Source organism: Thioalkalivibrio sp. ALE31, from assembly GCF_000377405.1.
GTDB lineage: Bacteria > Pseudomonadota > Gammaproteobacteria > Ectothiorhodospirales > Ectothiorhodospiraceae > Thioalkalivibrio.
This window is the reverse complement of record NZ_KB905022.1, coordinates 68,233-92,289: the sequence shown is the minus strand read 5'-3', so window position 1 is coordinate 92,289 and position 24,057 is coordinate 68,233. Positions and strand designations below refer to the sequence as shown.

At 67.8% G+C, this 24,057-nt stretch carries 20 protein-coding genes and 2 pseudogenes; 12 read left to right on the top strand and 10 right to left on the bottom strand.

Annotated elements, in window-relative coordinates; translation table 11 throughout:
- Window positions 1-3 precede the first annotated feature (3 nt).
- The gene (locus tag D103_RS0106275; RefSeq protein ID WP_018866509.1) at window positions 4-912 is read right to left on the bottom strand and encodes an NAD(P)-dependent oxidoreductase; all 909 of its coding nucleotides are present in this window, start codon (window positions 910-912) and stop codon (window positions 4-6) included.
- Between the two features lie 76 nt (window positions 913-988).
- On the opposite strand from D103_RS0106275, the pseudogene D103_RS13395 reads away from it, so the two are divergent.
- The 7 genes and pseudogenes from D103_RS13395 to rlmKL all read left to right on the top strand — a co-directional run.
- Window positions 989-1,519: pseudogene (locus D103_RS13395) on the top strand (EamA family transporter); the annotation flags it as partial.
- A gap of 284 nt (window positions 1,520-1,803) precedes the next feature.
- Window positions 1,804-2,133 (top strand): annotated as a pseudogene (locus D103_RS13390) (EamA/RhaT family transporter); the annotation flags it as partial.
- 197 nt (window positions 2,134-2,330) lie between these two features.
- On the top strand, window positions 2,331-2,777 hold the full coding sequence (locus tag D103_RS0106265; protein ID WP_018876192.1) for a DsrE family protein: 447 nt from the start codon (window positions 2,331-2,333) through the stop codon (window positions 2,775-2,777).
- 231 nt (window positions 2,778-3,008) lie between these two features.
- Window positions 3,009-3,455: a DsrE family protein gene (locus tag D103_RS0106260; protein ID WP_019583198.1), complete on the top strand. Its 447-nt coding sequence runs from the start codon at window positions 3,009-3,011 to the stop codon at window positions 3,453-3,455.
- A gap of 132 nt (window positions 3,456-3,587) precedes the next feature.
- Window positions 3,588-4,493 (top strand): ABC transporter ATP-binding protein, encoded by a 906-nt coding sequence (locus D103_RS0106255; protein WP_018876191.1) that lies wholly within the window; start codon window positions 3,588-3,590, stop codon window positions 4,491-4,493.
- Complete coding sequence (locus D103_RS0106250) at window positions 4,493-5,281, top strand: ABC transporter permease (protein WP_018876190.1); 789 nt, start codon at window positions 4,493-4,495, stop codon at window positions 5,279-5,281. The genes D103_RS0106255 and D103_RS0106250 overlap by 1 nt, the downstream gene beginning before the upstream one ends.
- Before the next feature lie 66 nt (window positions 5,282-5,347).
- Complete coding sequence (rlmKL, locus tag D103_RS0106245) at window positions 5,348-7,579, top strand: bifunctional 23S rRNA (guanine(2069)-N(7))-methyltransferase RlmK/23S rRNA (guanine(2445)-N(2))-methyltransferase RlmL (RefSeq protein WP_018876189.1); 2,232 nt, start codon at window positions 5,348-5,350, stop codon at window positions 7,577-7,579.
- A 112-nt stretch (window positions 7,580-7,691) separates the two neighbouring features.
- On the opposite strand, the gene D103_RS0106240 is transcribed toward rlmKL, so the two are convergent.
- On the bottom strand, window positions 7,692-8,018 hold the full coding sequence (locus tag D103_RS0106240) for a hypothetical protein (protein WP_018866503.1): 327 nt from the start codon (window positions 8,016-8,018) through the stop codon (window positions 7,692-7,694).
- Between the two features lie 9 nt (window positions 8,019-8,027).
- Window positions 8,028-9,359, bottom strand: coding sequence for a sulfite oxidase (locus D103_RS0106235; protein ID WP_018876188.1), 1,332 nt, complete (start codon window positions 9,357-9,359; stop codon window positions 8,028-8,030).
- A gap of 299 nt (window positions 9,360-9,658) precedes the next feature.
- Between D103_RS0106235 and D103_RS0106230 the strand changes: the two genes are divergently transcribed.
- Window positions 9,659-10,426, top strand: a complete 768-nt coding sequence (locus D103_RS0106230) for an FKBP-type peptidyl-prolyl cis-trans isomerase (protein ID WP_018876187.1) — start codon at window positions 9,659-9,661, stop codon at window positions 10,424-10,426.
- Here the strand turns inward: D103_RS0106230 and scpB are convergent.
- From scpB to D103_RS0106205, 5 genes are read right to left on the bottom strand one after another with little or no spacing between them, the layout of a single operon-like run.
- Window positions 10,423-11,136: an SMC-Scp complex subunit ScpB gene (scpB, locus tag D103_RS0106225; protein WP_019592967.1), complete on the bottom strand. Its 714-nt coding sequence runs from the start codon at window positions 11,134-11,136 to the stop codon at window positions 10,423-10,425. The genes D103_RS0106230 and scpB overlap by 4 nt on opposite strands.
- 8 nt (window positions 11,137-11,144) lie before the next feature.
- Window positions 11,145-12,014: a ScpA family protein gene (locus tag D103_RS0106220; RefSeq protein WP_018876186.1), complete on the bottom strand. Its 870-nt coding sequence runs from the start codon at window positions 12,012-12,014 to the stop codon at window positions 11,145-11,147.
- 9 nt (window positions 12,015-12,023) lie between these two features.
- Window positions 12,024-13,244 (bottom strand): tryptophan--tRNA ligase, encoded by a 1,221-nt coding sequence (locus tag D103_RS0106215; protein WP_018876185.1) that lies wholly within the window; start codon window positions 13,242-13,244, stop codon window positions 12,024-12,026.
- Window positions 13,245-13,298: 54 nt separating this feature from the next.
- Complete coding sequence (locus D103_RS0106210) at window positions 13,299-14,666, bottom strand: DUF945 family protein (protein ID WP_018876184.1); 1,368 nt, start codon at window positions 14,664-14,666, stop codon at window positions 13,299-13,301.
- Between the two features lie 50 nt (window positions 14,667-14,716).
- Window positions 14,717-15,331, bottom strand: a complete 615-nt coding sequence (locus tag D103_RS0106205; RefSeq protein WP_018876183.1) for an L-threonylcarbamoyladenylate synthase — start codon at window positions 15,329-15,331, stop codon at window positions 14,717-14,719.
- A gap of 431 nt (window positions 15,332-15,762) precedes the next feature.
- On the opposite strand from D103_RS0106205, the gene D103_RS0106200 reads away from it, so the two are divergent.
- Together D103_RS0106200 and D103_RS0106195 are read left to right on the top strand one after the other, a co-directional pair.
- Window positions 15,763-16,059, top strand: coding sequence for a YciI family protein (locus D103_RS0106200; RefSeq protein ID WP_018866495.1), 297 nt, complete (start codon window positions 15,763-15,765; stop codon window positions 16,057-16,059).
- A complete protein-coding gene (locus D103_RS0106195) occupies window positions 16,059-16,916 on the top strand; it encodes a peptidylprolyl isomerase (RefSeq protein ID WP_018866494.1) in 858 nt (285 codons plus the stop codon). Before D103_RS0106200 ends, D103_RS0106195 begins: the two co-directional genes overlap by 1 nt.
- A gap of 18 nt (window positions 16,917-16,934) precedes the next feature.
- On the opposite strand, the gene D103_RS0106190 is transcribed toward D103_RS0106195, so the two are convergent.
- Window positions 16,935-17,489: a copper chaperone PCu(A)C gene (locus D103_RS0106190; RefSeq protein WP_038028427.1), complete on the bottom strand. Its 555-nt coding sequence runs from the start codon at window positions 17,487-17,489 to the stop codon at window positions 16,935-16,937.
- Between the two features lie 456 nt (window positions 17,490-17,945).
- On the opposite strand from D103_RS0106190, the gene D103_RS0106185 reads away from it, so the two are divergent.
- Window positions 17,946-19,202, top strand: coding sequence for an efflux RND transporter periplasmic adaptor subunit (locus tag D103_RS0106185; RefSeq protein ID WP_018876182.1), 1,257 nt, complete (start codon window positions 17,946-17,948; stop codon window positions 19,200-19,202).
- Window positions 19,199-22,387, top strand: coding sequence for an efflux RND transporter permease subunit (locus tag D103_RS0106180; RefSeq protein WP_018876181.1), 3,189 nt, complete (start codon window positions 19,199-19,201; stop codon window positions 22,385-22,387). The genes D103_RS0106185 and D103_RS0106180 overlap by 4 nt, the downstream gene beginning before the upstream one ends.
- A gap of 314 nt (window positions 22,388-22,701) precedes the next feature.
- Here the strand turns inward: D103_RS0106180 and D103_RS0106175 are convergent, their stop codons facing one another.
- Window positions 22,702-24,033, bottom strand: coding sequence for an MFS transporter (locus tag D103_RS0106175; protein ID WP_018876180.1), 1,332 nt, complete (start codon window positions 24,031-24,033; stop codon window positions 22,702-22,704).
- Window positions 24,034-24,057 lie beyond the last annotated feature (24 nt).

Below are 24,057 nucleotides of genomic sequence, written 5' to 3'. Positions count from 1 at the left end.
CGCTCAGGAAGCCGGTTCGCTGGCGCGCACGCAGAAGCGGGCGAGGATCGACACATCATGCCGGGCCTGCCCGGCCTCAAGCGCTGCATCCACGGCCTCGCGCACCGGCTTGAGCCCATCGGTCGCGAGCCCAAGGTCCCGGCTCAGATCGGCGATGATGCCCAGGTCCTTGTGATACAGCCCGACCTGGAACCCCGGCTCGAAGTCCCCGTCCAGCAGGCGCTGGCCATGCACCTCCAGGATGCGCGAGCTGGCAAAGCCGCCCATCAGCGCCTCGCGGACCCGGGCCGGATCCACACCCGACTGCTCCGCCAGCGCGAAGGCCTCGCCCACCGCGACCAGCGTCTCGCCCACCACCAGCTGGTTGCAGGCCTTGGCGATCTGCCCCGCCCCGCTGTCACCCACGTGCGTCAGGGTGGATCCCACGACCTCGAAGATCGGGCGCAGCGACTCGACCACCGCGGCGGGGCCGCCTACCATCAGGCTCAGTGAACCGGCGCGGGCACCCGGCTCGCCCCCCGAGACCGGGGCATCCACGAAGGTCACTTCGCGTTCGGCGGCCGCGCGCGCGATGGCGCGCGTCCGCATCGGGTCGATGGTGCTGTGGTCGATCACGATCAGGCCGGGACGGGCGTGCTCCAGGATGCCGTCCGGGCCCAGCATCAGCGCCTCGACATCCGGCGTATCGGACACATTCAGCACCAGAACCCGCACGCCGCGAACCAGCTCCGGGAGGCTCGCGCACGACTGCGCCCCCTCCTGCGCGAGTGCCTCCGCCGTCTCCGGCCGGCGTGCCCAGACACGAACTTCGGCCCCGGCGGCCAGGAGGTTGCGGTTCATGGGCGCGCCCATGATGCCGAGGCCAATGGCCCCGATCGGCTGCAGTTCGGGCGGGATGGGGGATGCGGACATAGGGCACTCCGAAAACGGTACCCACGCACTGTAACAACCCCGCTGGAAAAGCGGCACATGGAGGGTGACCCGAATCATGCAACGCGAACACCTGCACGGCTCGCTGCTCGCCTTCACCGGTGTGATGGCGCTCAGCTTCGACGGGCTGCTGGTGCGCCTGGCCGACACTCAGGGCATGAACATCGTCTTCTGGCGCGGGCTGCTGATGGCGCTTGCCCTGACCCTGTTGCTGCGTGTCCTCGACGGGCGCTGGGCCTGGACCCACCTGCGCCTGGGCGGCGCGGATGCCGGCTGGGTCTCGGCAGGCTTTGCCGCCACCACCATCCTTTTCGTGCTGGCCATCCTGCACACCACGGTCGCCAACGTGGTCGTGATCCTGGCCGCCTCGCCGCTGTTCGCCGCCGTGTTTTCCGGGGTACTGCTGCGCGAGTGGGTGCCCCCGCGGACGTGGGTCGCGATGCTGGTCTGCCTCGGCGGGATCATCGGCGTGTTTGCCGGGTCGCTGGAGGCCGGGGGCTGGCTGGGGGACGGGCTTGCGCTGATGGCCGCGCTCGTGGTCGGCATCAACCTGACGTTGCTGCGGCGTTCGCCGCGGGTGGATCGCCTAGGGAAACACTGATCAATGTGCACGCTCGCGCTCGAGTCGCTTTTGCGTGCGAACAAGGCGCGGTGACTGCCGTGCAGTCATTCTGCACAAGGGAGCCGCAACGCTGTGCGCGCACAAAAGCGGCCGAGCCCCTGCATTGAATGATTTGTGGGGTTGGCACCCCAGGTTCCCCGATCCTGCGTTGCGCCACTTGCGGGTAGAACCACTACCCGCTGCGCACCGCGCCTTGTCTCGGAAAACCTGGGGTGCCAACGCGAGCGTGAACATTGATCAGTGTTTCCCTAGCCGTGATCGCGGCGGGCGGGTTGCTGGCGGCCGTCATCGCGTGGCCGCTGGCGGCACCCCTCGCGATCGGCCTCGACAGCTTCGCGGTGCTCGCCGTGATGGGCCTGGTGCAGCTCCCGCTGGCACTCGCGCTGATCGCCCTGTCGACCCGTTTCCTGCCGGCCGGCGAGGTCGCGCTGTTCCTGGTCCTGGAGGCAGTGTTCGGCACCCTCTGGGTCTGGCTGTTCCTGGCCGAGGCCCCGAGCAGCTTCACGCTGCTGGCCGGCGGCCTGGTACTCCTGACCCTGGCCCTGCACGCCGCCTGGGGTATGCGACGAACCACTCTCTAATGTTCTAATTTTCTACATATGATCAGGCAGTTATCTAAATTCGGATCGGAATAATCCCGGATAGTTCCCGTCCTACCTGTAACCGGAAACGAAAGGCACGGACCTTCGCCACCGGATCCGGTCAGCTGCTTGCAGCGCGACATACGCCCCGGGCGTATCGACAACGAACACACGGGAACACAAGCAGGAGCCTGAACATGAAAAAGAGCATTATTCTTCCGCTGGCAATGGCCGCCGCCTTTGCCCTCCCGGGCGCGGCATCCGCGAGTGATTTCGACTATGGCACCCACAAGGTCGTTTATCACGTGAACTACGACAACGAGAACCGCCAGAGCGGCATGCTGCGCAACATCCAGAACCATATCAACGCGGTCGGTGCAGACAACATGGACGTCAAAGTCGTCATGCACGGCAATGGTCTGTCGCTGCTGGCCCACGCGCTGGAGAACGAGAACCTGAAGGGGTCGATCGACAACCTGAAGATGCAGAACGTCGACTTCCAGGTCTGTGCCAACACGGTTCGTGGCCGCGGCTATGACATCGAGAACGACCTCTACGATGCCACCGAGGCCGACATCATCCCGAGCGGCGTGGCACACATCTCTTACCTGCAGCAGCAGGGCTACACCTACAGCAAGCCGTAAACCACCCCTTCCTCCTTTGGTGGTCTTTTTGGGCCCGGGTTTTCCCGGGCCTTTTTCTTTTTGTTGTTCCGCCCGAACGGGAATAGGCGCATGCCCCGTGCGTCTTATAAACAGCCGCCGACCGCCTTCCCAGTGAAGCCCCCGGTCGCGGCGCGCCAACCCCGGCGCAAGGCCCCGTGGCGTACCCAAGACCCGCCCGGGTTCGTGATTGTTTCAGGAGGAACCTGTGCAATGAACGCAATGAAACTGATCCTTCCCGCCCTGCTCGCGATGGTGCTGAGCCTCCCCGGCCTGGCCGCCGCGGGCGACTTCGACTATGGCTATCACAAGGTCGTCTACCACGTGAACTACGATGACGAACGGCGCTACATGGCGGCGATGGGCAACATCCAGAACCACATCAACGCGGTCGGCGCCGAGAACATGGACATCAAGGTCGTCATGCATGGCGATGGCCTCGGCCTGCTCCAGACCGCGATGACCAACGAGAACCTGCGCGGGCGCATCGAGAACCTGAAGATGCAGGACGTGGAGTTCCAGGTCTGCGCGAACACCCTGCGCGGGCGCAACATCGCACTGGACGAGCTGTTCGATGCCTCCGAGGACGACGTGATCCCCAGCGGCGTGGCCCATATTTCCTGGTTGCAGCACCAGGGTTATACCTACAGCCGTCCGTAACGCCGACAGCGGTATCAGAACGACCGGCCCGGATCGAACGATCCGGGCCTTTTTCATGGCGCGGCCCCGGGCCATTGGGAGCAGGCCCCCGAACCGGTATGGTATGCGCACCCCTTCGCCGCGAGTCCCGCCGTGTCCGCGATCCGTATCGACCAGCTCCGCAAGACCTACGACGGCGTCCACGTGGTCGACGGCGTGGACCTCGAGATCGCTCCGGGCGAATTCTTCGGGCTGCTGGGTCCCAACGGGGCCGGCAAGACCACCACCCTGCGCATGCTGCTCGGCATGACCCCGATCGACGGTGGCCGGGTCGAGGTCCTGGGCCTGCCAATGCCCGAGGGCGAACGCGCCGTGCGCGAACGGCTGGGCATCGTCCCGCAGTTCGACACTCTCGACCCCGACTTCACGGTGATCGAGAACATGCGCACCTATGCGGCCTACTTCGGGCTGTCCGGGCCGAGCGTCGAGGCACGCATCGACCACCTGCTGGAACAGGTCAACCTGAACGACAAGCGCGGCGCCCGCATCGATGCCCTGTCCGGCGGCATGAAGCGACGCCTGACCCTCGCGCGCGCCCTGATCAACGAGCCCGAGGTCGTGGTCCTGGACGAGCCCACCACCGGGCTGGACCCACAGGCCCGCCATCACCTGTGGCGCCAGCTACGGGCGCTGCGCGCCTCCGGGGTCACTCTGGTGCTGACCACGCATTACATGGAGGAAGCCCAGGAGCTGTGCGATCGCATCGCGATCATCGACCACGGCCGCATCATCGCCTGTGACGCCCCCAGCCGTCTGATCGCCGAGCACATCGAACCCTGGGTGCTGACCGTCGGCGGGGCCGGGGCCGGCGATGTGCTGCAGCGCGAACTGGGGGCGAAGGACCGCGCCCACCAGGTGGCCGATACCTGGCTGGTCTACACGACCGAGCCGGACCGCCTGCGCGAACGCCTGCGCGCGCTCGGCCACGAGCCCACCCTGCGCGAGGCCGACCTGGAAGACGTCTTCCTGAAACTCACCGGACACGAACTGCGCGACTGATGGCCCATCCCGCGATGCCCCTGCTGCCCCGCCCCAGCCTGCGCTTTGTCGCGGTCTGGCGACGCAATGCGCTCGTCTGGCGCAAGCTGATCGTGCCGTCGATGCTCGGCAACTTCGGCGAGCCGATCCTGTACCTGCTGGCGTTTGGCTACGGCTTCGGCAGCCTGGTCGGCGATCTCGACGGCATGCGCTACATGGTGTTCATCGCCTCGGGCATCATCTGTTCCTCCGCGATGTTCACCGCCAGCTTCGAGGGCATGTATTCCGCCTACACCCGCATGGCGGAGCAGAACACCTGGCTGGGCATGCTCGCCACGCCGCTCACGCTCGACGACATCGTCTTCGCCGAGGCCGTCTGGGCGGCGACCAAGGGCCTGATCAGCGCCATCACCATCCTGGTCGTCGCCAGCCTGCTGGGGCTGGTCAGCGATGCCCGCGCACTGCTCGCGCTGCCGGTGATCTTCCTGGCCGCATTCACCTTCGGCGCGCTGGCCCTGGTGATCACCGCGCTGGCGCGCAGCTACGACTTCTTTCTCTACTACTTCACCCTGGCCGTCACCCCCATGCTCCTGCTCTCCGGGGTGTTCTTCCCGCTGACCGAGCTGCCCGGCTGGGTGCAGGGCCTGGCGCTGGCCCTGCCACTGGCGCATGTGCTGGAGATCGTGCGCCCGCTGATGACCGGCGCCTGGCCGGACGCGTGGCTCCCGCATCTGGCCGTGATCACCGCCTACGGCGTCGGCGCCATCATCCTCGCGACCTTCCTGATCCGTCGCCGCCTGCTGCGCTGAGGGCCGAACTCGCCGCCGGGTGTGCCAGAATAAGCGGCCTTCCCGCCCTGCCTGTCCGAGCCCGCAATGACCGACACCCCTGCCGACGACACGATCCTGCCCTACGACCCGGCGGCCACCACCCGCGTGTATCTGGCGACCGCCGCCGGCGGGCTGGCCCCGCTGGTCGCACGGGAGCTGGAGGGCTTCGGCGCGACGAATCTGCGCGAGGACCGCGCCGGCATCCACTTCCGGGCGGACCTTGCCACGCTGTACCGCTGCCTGCTCGGCAGCCGGGTGGCCAGCCGCATCCTGCTGCCCCTGGCCCGCTTCGACGAACCCGACGGCGATGCCTGCCACGCCGCCAGCCGAGCCCTGGACTGGCCCGCCCTGTTCGGTCTCGGCGCCACCTTCGCGGTGGACGTGACGGGCAAGAGTTCGCACATCCGGCATACCCATTTTGCCGGGGTGCGGGTGAAGGACGGCATCGCCGACGCCTTCCGCGCCGCCACCGGCGAACGCCCCGACGTGGACGCGGCCGACCCGGACGTACGCGTACTGCTGCAACTGCAGGGCCGGCAGGCGCAGCTGAGCCTGGACATCGGTAACGGGGGCCTGCACCGGCGCGGCTATCGCGGCGCAGGCGGCCAGGCCCCGCTGCGCGAGAACCTGGCCGCCGCGCTGCTGATGCGTGCGGGCTGGCCGGAGCACCTGGAGGCCCATCCGGACGCGCCGTTCCTCGACCCGTTCTGCGGCAGCGGGACGCTGGTGATCGAGGCGGCGCTGATGGCAACCCGTACCGCACCGGGGCTGCTGCGCGCGGGATTCCGGGCCCGGGGCTGGTCCGGCCATGATGCGGAGCTCTGGGACCGCTGCCTGGCCGAGGCCCGCGACGCCGTGCGCCCCTGGGACGGCCCGCCCCTGCTGGGCAGCGACCGCGACCGGGGCGCGGTGGCCGCCGCCCGCAAGGCGGCCCGGGCCGCGGGGGTGGGCGACTGCACGCGCTTCGATCAGGCCGATGCCCTGACCCTGCAGCCCCCGGCCGATCACGGCATGCTGGTCAGCAACCCGCCCTACGGCGAACGCATCGGCAACACACCGGAGCTGATCAAGCTCTACAGCCTGCTGGGCGAGCGCCTGCGCAGCGCGTTTGGCGGCTGGCATATCGCCCTGCTGGTCGCGGACACCACCGACTCGCAGCGCCTGGGCCTGCGCGCCAGCCACAAGCACCGCTTCTACAACGGCACCCTCGCCTGCCACCTGCTCCAGTTCGAGATCCATCGGCGCGAGGAACCGCCCGCTATCCCGGCGCCGGACTTCGCCAACCGGCTGCAGAAGAACCTGCGTCACCTGACCCGCTGGGCGCGGCGCCAGGGCATCACCTGCTACCGCATCTACGATTCCGACCTGGCCGAATATCCCCTGCAGATTGACCGCTACGAGGCGGAAGACGGGACGCTGCATCTGCATGTGCAGGAGTTCGCCGCCCCCGCCAGCGTCGAGCCCGCCCGAGCCGAGGCCCGCCTGCGTGGCGCACTGGCCGCCACCCTGGAGGTCACCGGCGTCGAACCCGCGCACCTGCACTACAAGCAACGCCGGGCCCAGAAGGGACGCTCGCAGTACCAGCGCGCCGAGGCCGCCGAGGCCGCCGAGGCCGCGCCCTTCACGGTGGTCGAACACGGCTGCCGCCTGCGGGTGGACCTGGATGCCTACCTGGATTCCGGACTGTTCCTGGACCACCGCCCGATGCGCCTGCGACTGCAGCAGGAATGCCGCGACCTGCGCCTGCTGAACCTGTTCTGCTACACCGCCGCGGTCAGCGTGCATGCCGCGGTGGGGGGCGCACGCCAGACCGTGTCCGTGGACCTGTCCAATACCTACCTGGAATGGGCCGAGGCGAACTTCCGCGCCAATGGCCTGGAGGCCGAGATCCGCGATGGCCGCAGCCGTCGCCTTCCGGGCACCCACACGCTACTGCGCGAGGACGTGGTGCGCTGGCTGGAGGGCGCCACCGACATGCCCGGCATGGTCTTCGAGCGGATCTTTCTGGACCCGCCCACCTTCTCCAACTCCAAGCGCACCGAGGATGACTTCGAGGTCCAGCGTGATCATGTGCCGCTGATCCTTGCGGCGGCGCGCCTGCTCACCCCGGATGGCGTGCTGTACTTCTCTACCAACCGTCGCCGCTTCGAGCTGGACCACGCGGCGCTGACCGGGCTCGTTGCCCGCGACATCACCCGCGAGACCCTGGACGAGGATTTCCGCCGTCCGCCGCCTCCCCATCGCTGCTGGGCAATCACACCCGCCAACGCCGGATAGCCGGATCCCCGAGGCGCTTCCGCCGACCCGCGCGACGCCCTGCCAACATGCAGTGAGGCCACAAAAAAACGCCCCGGACCAGCCGGGGCGTTTCGTCATCACCGTGTCAGGATCAACTCGGTGGGTAGTAGGTTTCCAGGTAGTCCAGGATCTCTTCCTCCACTTCGGGAGAAAACTCCCAGAGCCCCTGGGTGTCCTGCATCCAGCGGATCTGTTCCAGCCAGATCTTGCGGGTGTACCCGCGGCTCGTGAACAACCGGGCCGAGTGGCAGACCGTGCAATTATTCTTGACGGTATCGAACCCCGGGGCCTTGAGCAGGCCGGTTTCCGGATCGGTCTCGTACTCCTCGGCGGCCTCGACGTGGTCGCCCGCGATCGCGGGCGCCACCCAGAGGAGGCCGAGGATGGCCGGCAACAACAGGACCATCTTCGACTTCATTAGTGCTCCTTACGCTTTGACTCGGACATCGATGTGGTGGGCCTTGTTGTTGCCGTAACCGCGCGGGTTCCAGCCCGGCAGCACCATCGGCTGACGGTCACCCTTGCTGTTGGTGGCCACGGCCCACACCTGATAGAAGCCCTGCTCGGGGAACTCGATGTCCGCCTCCCAGGTTTGCCAGGCAAACTTGTTGACCGGCCGCTTCAGGTCGGCCTTCTGCCAGGTCACCCCGTAGTCGGTCGACACGTGGAGCTCCTCGACATCGCCGTAGCCATCCCACGCCTTGCCCTCGACCTTCAGCGTGCTACCAGCGGAGGTCTCGACGCCGGTCTGCGGATACGTGATCAGCGACTTCACCGGCATTTCCTCGAGGACGACCATGTCCTCGTTCGGCACGTCAGCACCCGGCTCCACCGGATGACGCGGCACGCGGTAGCTGTGGCCGGTCATGCCCTGACCATCATGCTCGCGGTCGCGCACCAGGATCTCGGTCAGCCACTTGCCGCTGGCGGAACCCGGGAAGCCAGGCGTAATCAGGCGCAGCGGGTAGCCGTGCTGTTCCGGGATGTCCTCGCCATTCATCGCCCAGACGATCAGGGTCTCGTCCTCCAGGGCCTTGCGCATCGGGCAGCCACGGGACAGGGCGTCCAGGTCGTCGCGACCGCTGAGGTGGGCATCGCCCGCCTTGTAACCGATGTACACGGCCTTGTCCGCGTCGTAGCCGACGTCTTCCAGCACGTCGCGCAGGCGCACACCGGTCCAGGTCGGGCAGCCGACCGCACCCAGATCCCACTGGTTGCCACGCGGGGACGGCTCGAATGCGGCACGGCCGTTGCCGCCACACTCGATCCAGATCTGCAGGGTATGGTGCTCGAACTTCTCCTTGAGATCGGCGATCGTGTAGGACTTCTCCTGATTTGCCGCCTCACCGTGCACGGTGAGGGTCCAGGCCGCGGCATCGATGCCGGCCTTTTCCGGCGGGACACCGTTGTTGCGGATGAACATGTTGGGGAACGGGGTGACCTCGTCGTGCAGGAGGTGCGGCGGCAGCTCGCCGTTGATCGGGCGATCATTCAGCCAGATGAACCCGTCCACCTTGCCGTCCACGTGGAAGCCCTCGATGCCGGCGGCGACGGCGCTCGACAGGGTGCTGCGGTTGAACATGGTCTGCATGGCGGTTTCCGCCCCCATGCCGAACACGGCCAGGGCGGCGCCGCCCTTGCCCAGTTTGCCCAGGAAGCTACGGCGGGCCGCGCCCGTCTCGGTCAGCTCCCCGGCTTCGTTGATCTCTTCGTCGGACTTGTTTTGCAGTTCGGTGTGGTCATTCTTGTGGTCTGTCATTTGCCAGCCTCCGGCTTGTACTCGGATCGAAATCGCATGTGCTGACCCTCTCTCCCTGGGACAGCCGAGTGCAGTTTTAGTACATCCTCTAAAAACCTGCAACAAAAGATCGGGATTTTTTACCGATTCCAGAATACCGCTTCTAACACCTGTATTCGGGGCCGGGAATACGATGTAGAATGCCGACCACAACGCCACTGCAAGTCACTGACAATAAAGTCCGATCACAAAGTTTTAATATTAGCGAGATCTACATAATGAACAACACAATTCATCAGTTCGCATATACACCTATTGTTATGTTTTCGGCCGCGCTGGTTGCGGCCCTGATGGTCACGGCAACCGCCAGTGCGGAATCCGAGCCCTCCATCGAGATCCACGAGGTGGAACGCGGGGAGGGTCCGGAGATTGTTCGCCACGACACGGCGACCCTGCATTACACCGGGACCCTGGAAGACGACGGCCGCGTGTTCGACTCCAGTCGCGAGTCCGGTACCCCGTTCGCGCTGACCCTAGGCCGGGGTCAGGTCATCCCGGGCTTCGAACAGGGGGTGATGGGCATGCGCGAGGGCGGCAAGCGCGAGATCGTGATCCCGCCGGAGCTGGGCTACGGCGAACGCGGCGCGGGCAACATCATCCCGTCCAACGCCACGCTGCGCTTCGAGGTCGAGGTGCTGGAGGTCGAGCGGGCGCCCTTCAGTGGCCTGGACAACGAGGGACTGGCGGAGAAGATCGAGGAAGGCGCGAAAATCGTCGACATCCGCCGGCCGGACGAGTGGGCGGAGACCGGCGTGATCGAGGGCAGCCATCGCATTACCGCTTTCGACGAGAACGGCGACCTGCATCCGGAGTTCGGGCAACGCTTCACCGACCTGGTGGACCCGGACGAAGAGGTCGTGCTGATCTGCCGCGTGGGCAACCGGACCAGCGCCCTCGCCCGCGCGCTGGCGGACGGTCTCGGCTACGACAACCTCTACAACGTGACCGACGGCATCATGGAGTGGTTGGCCGAGAACCGTCTGGTGCAGCACGACTGCCCCGAGGCGGCCGAAACGGCCCAGTGCTAACTATGGGCTGAGCCGGACCGGGAGTCCGGTTCCGGCTCGGCGTCTGCGACGTCGAAATCCAGCCGCTGGTTCGTGCCCGGGCCAGTGTCTTCTTCCGCTTCCGGCGGTGCCAGGCTCAGCCCCGCGTCCGACGCCACGTCGGCCAGATCGCGGATCTGGTCCAGCGGCGGCAGCTCCTCCAGGCGCTTGAGCCCCAGGTCGTCCAGAAAGCCGCGCGTGGTCGCATACAGCGCGGGCCGTCCGGGGACCTCCTTGTGCCCCACCACGCGCACCCATTCGCGCTCCTGCAGCGTGCGCATGATGCCCGAGCTGACCGCCACGCCGCGCACGGCCTCGATCTCCGCGCGCGTGACCGGCTGGCGGTAGGCGATGATCGCCAGCGTCTCCAGCAGCGCCCGCGACAGGCGCGCCGGGCGTTCGGGCTGAGCCGCCTGTACGGTGGCGGAGAAACGCGAGCGCACGCGGAAGCGATAGCCCCCGGCGGACCGAACCAGTTCAATGGCGCGGTCCCGGTAGCGCTCCTCAAGACGGCCCAGCGCCTGTTCGAGTAACGCCTGATCGATCTCGCCGAGGTCCTCGCAGGCCGCCTTCAGGTCGCGGGGGGCGACGGGCTCGGCGGCCGCGAACAGCACCGCCTCCACCGCCAGCTCGACGGCCCGCAGCTGATCGTCATCTGCGGCCGCCACTGGTGCGTGGATCGTTGAATCCATCGTGTCGCTCACGCCGGCACTCCCCCCTCATCGTCTACGGCCGCCCCGCGCCGGCGCAGCCGGATGGGGCTGTAGGGCTCGCTCTGGCCCCATTCGACCAGGCCCGCCTTGGTCAGCTCCAGCACCGCCAGAAACGATACCACCACGCCCTGGCGCCCCTCGGCAGCCAGCAGCAGGGCCACGAAATCGGTGAAGCGCTCGGGGTGCAGGCTGTCGAGGATGCTGGACATACGCTCGCGCACCGACAACTGCTCGGTGGAGACATGGTGGTGCGCCATCAGACTGGCGCGGTGCATCACCGCGGCCAGGGCCTCCATCAGCTCGTCCATGCTCGGGGCCGGGGGCGGCGGGCCCTCCAGTGCCTCGACGCTGGCGCCCGCGGCGAACACGTCACGGTCCATGCGCGGCAGGGCATCCAGGCGCTCGGCCGCGGTCTTGAACTGTTCGTACTCCTGCAACTGACGGATCAGGGCCATGCGCGGGTCGGCATCCTCGTCCGCCTCGGCCTCCTTCGGCCGCGGCAGCAGCATGCGCGACTTGATCTCGGCCAGCAGCGCGGCCATCACCAGGTATTCGCCGGCCAGCTCCAGGCGCAGCGCCCGCATCACCTCGATGTAGGCCATGTACTGGCGGGTGATCTCGGCGATGGGGATCGCCAGGATGTCGAGGTTCTGCCGCCGGATCAGGTAAAGCAGCAGATCCAGCGGCCCCTCGAAGGAGTCAAGAAAGACCTCCAGGGCATCGGGCGGGATGTAGAGATCGGCCGGCAGCTCGGCCACCGGCTCGCCATGCACGCGATAAAGCACCTCGCCGTCCGCGCCGGTCTCGACCGTCGCGGGGCGCTCGAGGTCGTCGTTCGCGTCAGCGTGCGGATCCATGCCCCGGGCTCATCGCAGGTAGTCCAGCCCCATGGCCCGGCGCACCTCTTCCAGGGTCTCGCGCGCCTCCTCGCGGGCCGCCTCGGAGCCCTCGACGATGATGGACCGGACCAGCGCGGGGTCCTCGGCGTATTCCTTCGCGCGCTGCTGGATCGGCTCCAGCTCCGCCTGCACCGCCTCGATCAGGGGCCGCTTGCAGTCCAGACAACCGATACCGGCCGTGGTGCAGCCGGTGTAGAGTTCCTCACGCTGACTCTCGCTGGTGTAGACCTTGTGCAGATCCCACACCGGGCACTTGGCCGGATCGCCGGGGTCCGTGCGCCGCACCCGCGCAGGGTCGGTGGGCATGGTGCGAATCAGGCTCTCCACCTCGGCCGGCTCGGTGCGCAGGCTGATGGTATTGCCGTAGCTCTTGGACATCTTGCGCCCGTCCAGCCCCGGCATCTTCGAGGCCGGGGTCAGGCGCGCCTGCGGTTCCGGCAGGATGATCTTGCCGCCCCCCTCGAGGTAGCCGAACAGGCGCTCGCGGTCGCCCAGCGAGATGTTCTGCTGCGACTCGAGCATCGCCCGCGCCACCTCCAGGGCCTCGTCCTCGCCCTGCTCCTGGTAGCGCTTGCGCAGGTCGCGGTAACGCTTGGCGGCCTTCTTGCCCATCTTGTCGGCAGCGGCCTCCGCCTTCTCGGCGAAGCCCGGCTCGCGGCCGTAGAGGTGGTTGAAGCGGCGCGCGATCTCGCGCGTGACCTCCAGGTGCGACACCTGGTCCTCGCCCACCGGGACCATGCCGGCGCGGTAGGCCAGCACGTCCGCGCTTTGCAGCACCGGGTAGCCGAGGAAGCCGTAGGTCGCCAGATCCTTCTCGCGCAGCTGCTCCTGCTGGTCTTTCCAGGTCGGCACCCGTTCCAGCCAGCCCAGCGGCGTGATCATCGACAGCAGCAGATGCAGCTCGGCATGCTCGGGCACGCGCGACTGCACGAACAGTGTCGCGGACCCGGGGCTGACCCCTGCCGCCAGCCAGTCGATGACCATCTCGGTCACATGCTGCTGCAGGTCACCGGGGTCCTCGTAGTGGGTGGTCAGCGCATGCCAGTCGGCGACGAAGAAGAAGCACTCGTAGTTGTGCTGCAACTCGATCCAGTTCTTCAGCACACCGTGATAATGGCCCAGATGCAGGCGCCCGGTGGGGCGCATGCCGGAGAGCACACGCTGGTTGCTACCCTGATTGCTGCTCACGGAATCAATCCCTTCCTGTCAGGAAACGGGCGCATCCACGCCCGGTCAGTCGTCTCAGAACATGCCGCCGGAAAAGGCGAACAGCATCGCCAGCAGCATGGCCGTGCGATCCACGTCGTTGATATGCACCCGGCCGTCCGCCATGGCCAGCGTGCTGTGCCAGTACCCGGCCTCGGCATCGCGGCGGAGCCAGCCATCGGCCGCCAGGGCGTGCAGCTGTGCATCCAGGTCGATATCGGGATAGGCGGCGTCGAATTCGGCCACCCATTCCAGCCCGAGACGCAGTTCGCTGTCCAGCCGCAGCGTCTCCAGCGGACGGGTAGCGAAGGTCTGTTGCGTGCCGTACAGCCCCAGTTCGGTGTCCAGCGCGACCTGACGCGCCGGCTCCTCGTTCAGCGATGCCTTGAGCTCGACCACCGGGCGGTGCTCGATCATCCCGCCGACGGCGTCGATCATCGCCGCGCCGATCAGGGCAGTGCGCTGCTCGCCCTTGATGCCACGCGCCTCGATCGATTCCAGTTCGCCGAGCAACTGCAGCAGGCTGGGACGATCCCAGCGCAGGATGCCCGCCTGCAGGTCCAGGGCGCTCAGCGTCAGCGCATCCCCGGCGCCATCGTCCATGCGCGCCTGCTCGACCTGCAGGCGCAGGCGCGAGTCCATGCGGTCGTTGTTGGTCTGCTGGAAGGCATCCAGACGCGGGCGCTCGATCCGCAGCCGACTCGCCTCGCCCTCGCGCAGCTCCACCACGGACGCCGCCAGGCCGCCCTCGTAGTCCGGCAGGCGCCCGAAGACCCCGTCGGCGTCGGCCTCGAACACCGTGGCGTAGCGGGCGTCCTGCGCCTCCCAGGTGAAGGTGTCGTCCGACAGCCTCAGCTCCGGCAGATCCAGACTCACCAGGATCTGCTCGGCCGACCAGGCGAACCGACCCTGGCCGGCCGCCAGATCCAGCCACAGCGGGCCACCCACCGTGGCGGCATGCTCGGCCACCTCGGGCACGCTCATCAGGTCCATGCGCAGGTCGTCGAACGCAACGCGCGTCGTCACCCCACCGCCGATCCCCGAGCGCGAATGCACCTGCAGATCCAGCGAGCGCAGCAGATGGCCGAGCAGGGAATCGTCCGGCGCTGCCAGGGTGTCGAGATCCACGAACGAATCGCCGCGCGCCCCGAGCAGACCATGACGGATATCGTGCACCAGCGGGATCTCGAAGCGCCCGTCGGGGTCTTCCAGGATCAGCCGGCTGCGGCCGCTGGCGCCCAGGTAGCCGCGTTCGTATTCAAGCATCTCGTGGCGCAGCTGCACCTCGCCCAGCTGGGCCTCGTGCGTTCCGGCAACGGTACCCTCCACCTGCTTGCCGACCACGACCGGCCACACAGCGGCCACCGCCAGCACGACCACAGCCAGAACCACCCACTTACGCATTGCGCCTCCCTGCGGCCGTGCCGCGCCGTAGCCTCGGTATGCGGCCGGGGCTATTCATCCAGAAATCCCACATCGCCCATCCCGTGACGGATCACCTCGGGGGCATCACCGGTCAGGTCCAGCACACTGGTCGCCTCCAGGGTCCCGGCCCCGCCATCGACCACCAGATCCACCACCTTGCCCAGGCGATCCTCGATCTCCCAGGGTTCGCTCAGCGGGTTCTCGTCCCCGGGGAGCTGCAGGGTCGCCGACATCAGCGGTGATCCGAGCTCCGCCAGCAACGCCGACAGGATCGGACTAGCCGGCACGCGCAGTCCGATGGTGCGGCGCTTGGGATGCTGCAGACGTCGCGGCACCTCGCGGGTGGCAGGCAGGATAAAGGTGTAGGGCCCCGGCGTGAGCGCCTTCATCAGGCGAAACGCGGTGTTGTCCACCTTCGCGTACACGCCCAGCTCGGAGAGATCGCGACACAGCAGGGTCAGATGATGGGTCTCGTCCACCTGGCGGATACGGCGGATCCGGTCCGCCCCGGTCTTGTCCCCCGGCAGGCAGGCCAGGGCATAGCAGGCATCCGTCGGCAGGGCGATCACGGCCCCGTCCTGGAGCCGGTCCAGGACCTGCCGGATCAGCCGGGGCTGGGGGTTTTCGGGGTGGATCGAGATCATGGATCGATTCGACGCGGGGATCGGCTGCGCAGTGTAGCGCATCCGCCGCCACGCCCATAAGAACGCGCACGGGCCGGCCCTGACAAAACACTGATTCATGTACACGCCCGCGCTCGAGTCGCTTTTGCGTGCGAACAAGGCGCGGTGACTGCCGTGCAGTCACTCTGCACAAGGGAACCGCAACGCAGTGCGCACGCAAAAGCGGCCGAGCCCCTTCGGGGTTGGCACCCCAGGTTCCCCGATCCTGCGTTGCGCCGCTTGCGGGTAGAACCACTACCCGCTGCACGACGCGCCTTGTCTCGGAAAACCTGGGGTGCCAACGCGGGTGTGTACATGAATCAGTGTTTCCTTAGCGGGAAAACTGCGAACCCGGAGCGCGAGGCGCGGCCAGTGATCGGTTACGATGCACCCAAAATCAAGGAGAACACCCCATGCTGTACATGATCCAGGGCCAGGACGCCCCCGACTCGCTGGATGCCCGCCTCGCCGCGCGGCCCGAACACGTCGCCCGGCTGCAGGCCCTGCGCGACGACGGCCGGCTGGTCCTGGCCGGCCCGTTTCCCGCCATCGACAGCAACGACCCCGGCCCGGCCGGCTTCACCGGCAGCCTGATCGTCGCGGAATTCCCGTCCCTGGAAGCCGCCCGCACGTGGGCCGACGCCGATCCCTACGTCGCGGCCGGCGTGTACACCGCGGTCGACGTACGCCCCTTCAAGCAGGTGTTCTGATGCGACTTCGTCCCCTTGCCACCACGCTCGCCACCCTGGCCTTCGCCGGTGTGCTGGTCGCCTGCGACGCACAGGAGGCGCCCGCACCGGATGCCGAAACGGACGCGATCACCACCGATACCGACGACGTCGACACCGTCGCCCTCGTCAACGGCGAGCCCATCACCCGGGCCGACCTGTTTACCTACTCCGGCATGGACGAGGACCCGGGCCTGGCCGAGGGTGATGGCACGCTGGAAGAGCTGATCAGCCTGGAGCTGTTGCGCCAGGAGGCGGTCAACCGCGGCCTGGATACCGATGCCGAGACCCGGCGTATCCTGCGCATGGTGGAGACCAACCTGCTGGCCTCGCTTTTGATGGAACGCATCACCGCAGAGCTGGAGATCACCCGCGACGACCTCGAGGCGGAGTACGAACGCCAGGTTGAGCAGATGCGCGGCACCGAGTACCGCGCCCGCCATATCCTGGTCGAAGAGGAACAGCAGGCCCGCGAACTCCTCGCGGAGCTGGACGACGGCGCGGACTTCGGCGAACTGGCCGAGGCCCATTCCATCGACCCCGGCTCGGCCGCCCGCGGCGGCGAGCTGGGCTGGTTCTCTCCGGAGCAGATGGTCCCCGCGTTCAGCGACGCCACCGTGGCCCTGGAGCCGGGTGAAACCACCGCGGAGCCGGTCGAAAGCCGCTTTGGCTGGCACCTCATCCGTCTGGAGGAGACCCGCGAAATCGAGGTGCCGGAACTGAATGCCGTGCGCGCCGAACTGGTCGAGATCCTCGAAAGCCGCGCCATCCAGGAATTCCTGGAGACGCTGCGCGCGGATGCCGACATCCAGATCCCGAACCGGCCCGCCAATCAGTAGTCGGGCAAGCCCCGGGCCTCAGTGCCCGTGGTGTCCGCCTTCGGCACCCATGCCAGGGGCGTCACCCTCCATCATGTGGCCACCCGAATGGCCGCCACTGGCACCCTCGCCACGCTGTACGCGGGCATGGATCTCCATGGTCTCGCCATCCGCGAACTCCAGGGTCACCGGGATCCAGTCGCCGGCCGTCAGCGGCTCGTGCAGCCCGATGAACATCAGGTGCAGGCCACCGGGCTCCAGCACCAGGGTCTCGCCCGCCGGGAGGTCCAGCCCCTCGACCTGGCGCATGCGCATCACCCCGTCCACGTGGGCATGCTCGTGCAGTTCCACCACCTCGGAGATCGGCGCCTGCGCGGCGACGATCCGGAGGTCCTGTTCGCCATGGTTGCGCAGGACGAAGTAGCCGCCGGTCATGTCACCCGGCATCAGCCGAATCCAGGGCGTCCCCTCCATCTCGAGGCCCGCCCGGCACTCGCAGACCTCGGGCGCGTCGGCCAGCGCCGGTGCGACCGCGCCGCCCGCCAGAAGGGTGGTCGTCAGCAACACTGCCGGAAACAGCCTGGATCCTTTCATAACCTTTCACCTCATTTAAGCAAAACGTAATATTGACACACAAGGGAAACACTGATGAATGTGCACGCTCGCGTTGGCACCCCAGGTTTTCCGAGACCAGGCGCGTCGTGCAGCGGGTAGTGGTTCTACCTGCTAGCGGCGCAACGCAGGATCGGGGAACCTGGGGCGCCAACCCCGGAGGGGCTCGGCCTCTTTTGCGTGGGAACGGCGTTGCGGCTCCCTTGTGCAGAATGACTGCACGGCAGTCACCGCGCCTTGTTCGCACGCAAAAGCGACTCGAGCGCGAGCGTGTACATTCATCAGTGTTTCCCTGGGGACCGACCGCAACCGCGGGGGTTCCCCCACAAACCGCGGTGGTACGATAACGCCCGCGAAGGGAACCTCCGGCCCGCAGGTGCCTCCAAGCGACGGGCCGCACCCGCCCCACCGAACTGCCAAGCCACAAACGAGACGTCCATGCCGCGCGCCCTCCGCCGAGCCCTTCTTCCCGTCCTGATCCTCGCCGTCGCCGTGGTGGGCTTCATGGTCCTGCGCGCGACCGGGCCCGAGGCGCCGCCGCCGGAGGCCAGCGAGCGCACCTGGCCGGTACAGGGCGTGACCGCCGAGCCCGGGACGCACCGGCCGGGGGTGATCCTCAACGGGCGCAGCCGCTCCGCCCGCGATGCCCAGCTGCGCGCCGCGGTGGAGGGCGAGATCGAAGCCGTGCCGGCGCGCGCCGGCCAGCGCGTGGCCGCCGGCGACACGCTGGTGCAGATCGACCCGCGCGAGGCCCGGCTGCTGCTGGACCAGCGCGAGGCCGAGCGCCGCGAGCTGGAGGGCGCGGTCGAAAGCGAGGAACTGCGTGCCCGCTTCGACCGCGAGGCCCTGCAGCGCGAGCGCGAACTCCTGGCGATCGCCGAACGCGGCCTGGAGCGCGCCCGCGACCTGCGCGAGCGCAACCTTGGCTCGGAATCGGATCTCGATGCCGCCCGCGAGCGGCTGCAGCAGGCCAGCATCACCGTGGACAACCGCGAGCAGGCCGTGGCCGACGCCCCGATGCGCAGGGCCCAGGCCGAGGCCCGCCTGGCACGTGCCCGCGCCGCCGAGTCCCAGGCCGAGATCGACCTGGAACGCACGACCATTCGCGCGCCCTTCGACGCACGTATCGTGGAGGTCGACGTCGCCGCGGGCGAGCGCGCCCGACCAGGAGACCCGTTGCTGCGCCTGTTCGCGGTGGATGACCTGGAGATCCGCGCCAGCCTCCCGGAACACCTGATCGCCCGGGTCGAACGCCTGCTGCAGGGGGACACACCCCTGCCCGCCCTTGCCCAGGTCGCCGGCCACACGGTCGAGACCGAACTGGTGCGCCTGGAGGGCGAGACCCGCACTGGCGATGCCGGGATGCGCGGGGTGTTCGAGGTGCGCTCCGGGGGCGAACAACTCCCGCTGAACCGTTTTGTCGAACTGCGCCTGCAACTGCCGGAGGAACCCGACAGCCTCGCGGTGCCATTCGAGTCCCTGTTCGGGCGTGACCGCGTGTTCCGAGTGGTGGACGGGCGCCTGGAGTCGCTGCAGGTCGAGCGCCTGGGCGATTTCATCGATGCGGACGGCAATACCCTCGCGCTGATCCGCAGTGACGCCATCGCCGCCGGCGACACCCTGATCGCCACGCGCCTGCCGAATGCCGTGGATGGCCTGCGGGTCGAGGTGGAACAGCAGGATTCCGGTCGATGAGCGAAGCGGAACCCGGCAACTCGCCGGCATCCGGGCAGCCGATGCCCGGGGGCGGCGCGCAGGACCCTGACCGGCCCCCGCGCGGGCCGATCCAGCTGTTCCTGGAACACCGCCTCGCGGCCAATCTGCTGATCGCGCTGATGCTGCTGGCCGGGGCCTTTGCCCTGACCAAGCTCAACACCCAGTTCTTCCCCAACTTCGAGCTCGACTTCATCACCGTGGAGGTGCCCTGGACCGGGGCCAGCGCGGAGGATGTCGAGCGCGCCATCGTCGACCCGCTGGAGCAGGACCTGCGCACGGTGGACGGCCTGCGCAACATGACCTCCACCTCGGCATTGGGCATCGGCGTGGTGACCATGGAGTTCGAGGCCGGGACCGACATGACCCTGGCGCTGGAGCAGGTCAACGACCGCGTGAACCAGCAGCGCAACCTGCCGGAAGCGGCCGAGACCCCGGTGGTCACCCGTGTGATCCGCTACGAGCCGGTGGCACGGCTGCTGCTGACCGGCCCCGAAGACCCCCAGCAGCTGCGCATCCTCGCGCGTCAGTTCGAGCGCGAGCTGCTGGATGCCGGCATCGCGCGCATCGAGTTCACCGGCCTGACCGAAGACGAGATGGCCATCCAGGTGCCCTCGGCGACGCTCTATCGCCTGGACATGACGCTGGCGGACATCGCCGAGCAGATCCGCGCGATGGCTCAGGACCTGCCGGCCGGCTCGGTGGGCCGCGACGACACCGCGCGCCAGATCCGCAGCCTGGAACAGGCCCGCGACATCGTCAGCTTCGAGCGGCTGGTCCTGCGCGGCGACGGCGAACTGGGACGCCTGACCCTGGGCGACATTGCCACCCTCGACCTGCGCCACCGCGACGGCCAGGTGCGCGCCCGCGCCAACGGCCAGCGCGCGATCGAGATGCAGCTGCTGCGCTCGGAGACCGGCGACTCGCTGGAGGCCGCGCGAGTGCTGGAGGACTGGCTGGAAGAAACACGCCCCGCCCTGCCTCCGGGCGTCGATCTGCAGGTGACCGACGCCTTCTGGGAGCTGCTCTCCGAGCGCATCACCCTGCTGCTGAAGAACGGCCTGGGCGGCCTGCTGCTGGTGCTCGGGATCCTGTTCCTCTTCCTCAACCGGCATATCGCCCTGCGCGTGGCGCTGGGCATCCCGATCGCCTTTACCGCCGCGTTCGTGGTGCTGTGGGTGGTCGGCGGCTCCATCAACATGATCTCGCTGTTCGGCTTCATCATGTCGCTGGGGATCATCGTCGACAACGCGATCGTGGTCTCCGAGCACGCCTACAGCCTGCACCAGCGCGGGCTCTCGGCCAGCCGTGCCGCGCGCGACGGCGCCCGGCGCATGGTCGGGCCGGTGATCGCCGCCTCGCTGACCACGGTGGCGGCCTTCCTGCCGCTGATGCTGATCGGCGGGATCATCGGCAACATCCTGTTCGACATCCCGCTGGTGGTGATCTGCGTGATCGTCGCCACGCTCCTGATCGCCTTCCTGATCCTGCCCGCGCACCTGAAAGGCGTGATGCACCGGCTCAAGCCGCCGCGCGCCGGCAGCCTGCGCGAACGCTTCGACAACGGCTTCGAGACCTTCCGCAATGGCGCCTTCCGCCGCGCGGTCACCGTGTCGGTTAACCACTCGGGCACCACCCTGGCGCTGGCGGTCGGCGCGCTGATCCTCGCCATCGGTCTGGCCGCCAGCGGACGCATCGGCTTCACCTTCTTCCCGTCGCCCGAGGGCACCATCGTCAACGCCGGGGTCAACTTTGTCGCCGGCACACCGCCGGAGCGGGTCGAGGCCTTCCTGATCCACGTCGAGGAGGCCCTGGCCGAGACCGAGGAGGCCCTGGGCGGCGACCTGGTGCGCGCCTCCGTCACCCGGCTCGGCCGCGGCATCGATCCCGGCGACGGCAACGCCCCGCGCGGCGACCAGTTCGGCAACATCCAGGTCGAGCTGGTCTCTCCCGAACAGCGCGAAGTGCGTAACCGCGAGTTCATCCAGGCCTGGGAGGACCGCGTGCGCCAGGCCCCGGGCATCGAGAACTTCAGCATCGACGAACGCCAGACCGGGCCGCCCGGACGCGACCTCGAGGTGCGCCTGACCGGTGATGACCCGCACGTCCTGAAGAACGCCGCCCTGGATCTGGCGGAGATTTTCGATGACTTTGCGGGTACCTTCGCCACCAACGACGACACGCCATTCGGTCGCGAACAACTGGTGTTCCAGGTCAAGCCGGAGGGTCGCGCCCTGGGCCTGACCACCGAATCGGTCGGCGCCCAGCTGCGCGATGCCTATGATGGCCACCTCGCCCAGCTCTACCAGGACGGGCTGGAAGAGGTGGAGGTGCGCGTGCGCCTGCCGGATGCCGAGCGCCATTCCAGCGAGAGCCTGGAGCGCCTGAATCTGCGCCTGCCCAGCGGCGAGTTCGTGCCGCTGGGCAGCGTGGTGGACCTGCGCTCGCGTCAGGGCTTCGAGACCCTGCGCCATGCCGACACCCGTCTGGCGATCCAGGTCTCCACCGAGGTCGACCGCAGCGTGAACAACGCCGCGCGCATCCGTGCGGCGCTGGAAGACGGCCCGCTGGACGACCTCGCGGCGCGCTACGGCATCGAATACTCGTTCGAGGGGCGCGCGGCCGACCAGGCCGAGACCTTCGCCGACATGCGCACGGGCCTGGTCCTGGCGCTGGGGCTAATGTACATCACCCTGGCCTGGGTGTTCGGGTCCTGGGGCTGGCCGTTGATCGTGATGGCGATCATCCCGTTCGGCATCCTCGGCGCCCTGCTGGGCCACTGGATCCTTAACGTGGAGCTGACCATCCTGTCGCTGTTCGGCCTGTTCGGCCTGACCGGGATCGTGGTCAACAACTCGATCATCCTGGTGAGCTTCTACCAGGGCCTGCGCGAGGCCGGCCTGGCCCTGCAGGAGGCGATCGTCGAGGCCGCCTGCCAGCGCCTGCGCGCGGTGATCCTGACCTCGGTCACCACCATCGCCGGCCTGACCCCGCTGCTGTTCGAGCGCTCGGTCCAGGCCCAGTTCCTGATCCCGATGGCCATCTCCATCGTGTTCGGCCTGGCCATCGCCACCGTGCTGGTACTTTTCGTGATCCCCGCCCTGCTGCGCCTCTACGAAGGCCGCTTCGACCGCGGCGCCACCCTCACCCACCACGCCACCGACTAACACGCTTCCGGCCCAATATTTTCACCACGAAGCACACGAAGGCACGAAGAAGGGCCAGGTCAAGGTCAAAGGCGGGTTGCACCACAGAGGACACGGAGGACACGGAGAAATGCGAGGGCGATCAAGAGAGGTTGCCAAACGCTGGTGCGAGAAGGACGGTGAGTGATCCAGTCTGGCCAGTGGCAGGGCATTCGTGCGTTTCTCTTGCCAACGGTTTCCTGCCGGGCCGAAGCCTTCTTTGATTTTCTCTGTGCTCTCAGTGTCCTCCGTGGTCCAATCGCCCTTCTTCGTGCCTTCGTGTGCTTCGTGGTGAATCAAACGGGCCTGGCGCGGCGGCGGTCGGCGAGGTGGACGGGGATGGAGGCGAGCAGCGCGGCGAGGAACAGGAACAGGCAGAACAGGATGGCGTTGGCCAGCCCCAGCCAGGCCTGCAACAGCCCGATCCCGGCCAGTCCGAAGATCGCGGCCGCGCGCGCCGACAGGGCCCAGAACCCGAACCAGCGCCCGGCCTCGCGCACCGGCACCATCATCCCGACCAGCGCGCGCCCGGCCGACTGCGCCGACCCCAGGCACAGCCCGGCGACAATCCCCACGCCGAGGAACACGATCTGCGCCTCCACCGGCCGGCCCAGCAGTGCGCTCAGCCACTGCGCGATGGTCGTGGTGCCGAAGATCGCCAGCACCGCCAGCGCCCATAGCGCCAGGGTCAGCCGATAGATCCGCACCGGCCCGGCACGGTCCTGCAGGAAGCCGAAACCGATCGCCCCGATGATCGCGGTGACCTGGGTGATCACGAACATCGCGATGCGCACCGGCTCGTCCCACTGGATCACCTGCGAGCCGTAGATGAAGGTGAAGGAGATGATGATGTAGATCCCGGCCATCATGAAGAAGATGGAGACATACAGCGCGCGCAGCTCACGGCGCTGCCCCAGCGTGACCAGCGCCTCGCGCACCCGCCGCCAGCCGAGCCCCAGCTGCATGCGCCGGTGCATGCGTCGGCGCGTGCCGCGCTCCTTCAGGAACAGGAAGGTCGGAATCGCCGAGATCAGGAAAAACACCGCGGCGAACGGCCCCACCCAGCGGATACGCTCGAAGTTCTCGGCGCTGACCTCGCCCAGCAGGCCCAGGGCAAAGGCGGTGGCGATCAGCCCGCCGATATAGCCCATGCCCCAGCCCAGCCCCGAGATCCAGCCGAGCTTCTCCGGCGGCCCGAGGCTCGGCAGGAAGCTGGCGATGAAGGATTCGCCGATCGCATAGCCGAAGTTGGAGGCAATGATCAGCGCCATGCCGAACAGCACCAGCCCCGGCTCGACGAAATACAAAAGCCCCGTCGTCACCACCGTCAGGATCCACGAGGCCATCAGGAAGCGCTTGCGCGAGGCCGTTGCATCCATCACCGCCCCGGCGAACGGGGCCGCGATCACCACCATGGCGTAGCTGATCGCCAGCGCCAGGCTCCACAGCAGGTTGCCCAGGCGGTAGTCCGGGGCATCCCCGACGATGATGCGGGTAAACAGATCGCCGAAGATCACCGTGATGATCAGCAGCGTGTAGGCCTGGTTGGCGAAGTCGAACATCGCCCAGCCGAAGATCTCGCGGCGCGGGGCGGGGGCGTCCTCGGGGTGGCGCCGAATCAGCGGCATGCCGGCATCCTGGTGGGCGTGACG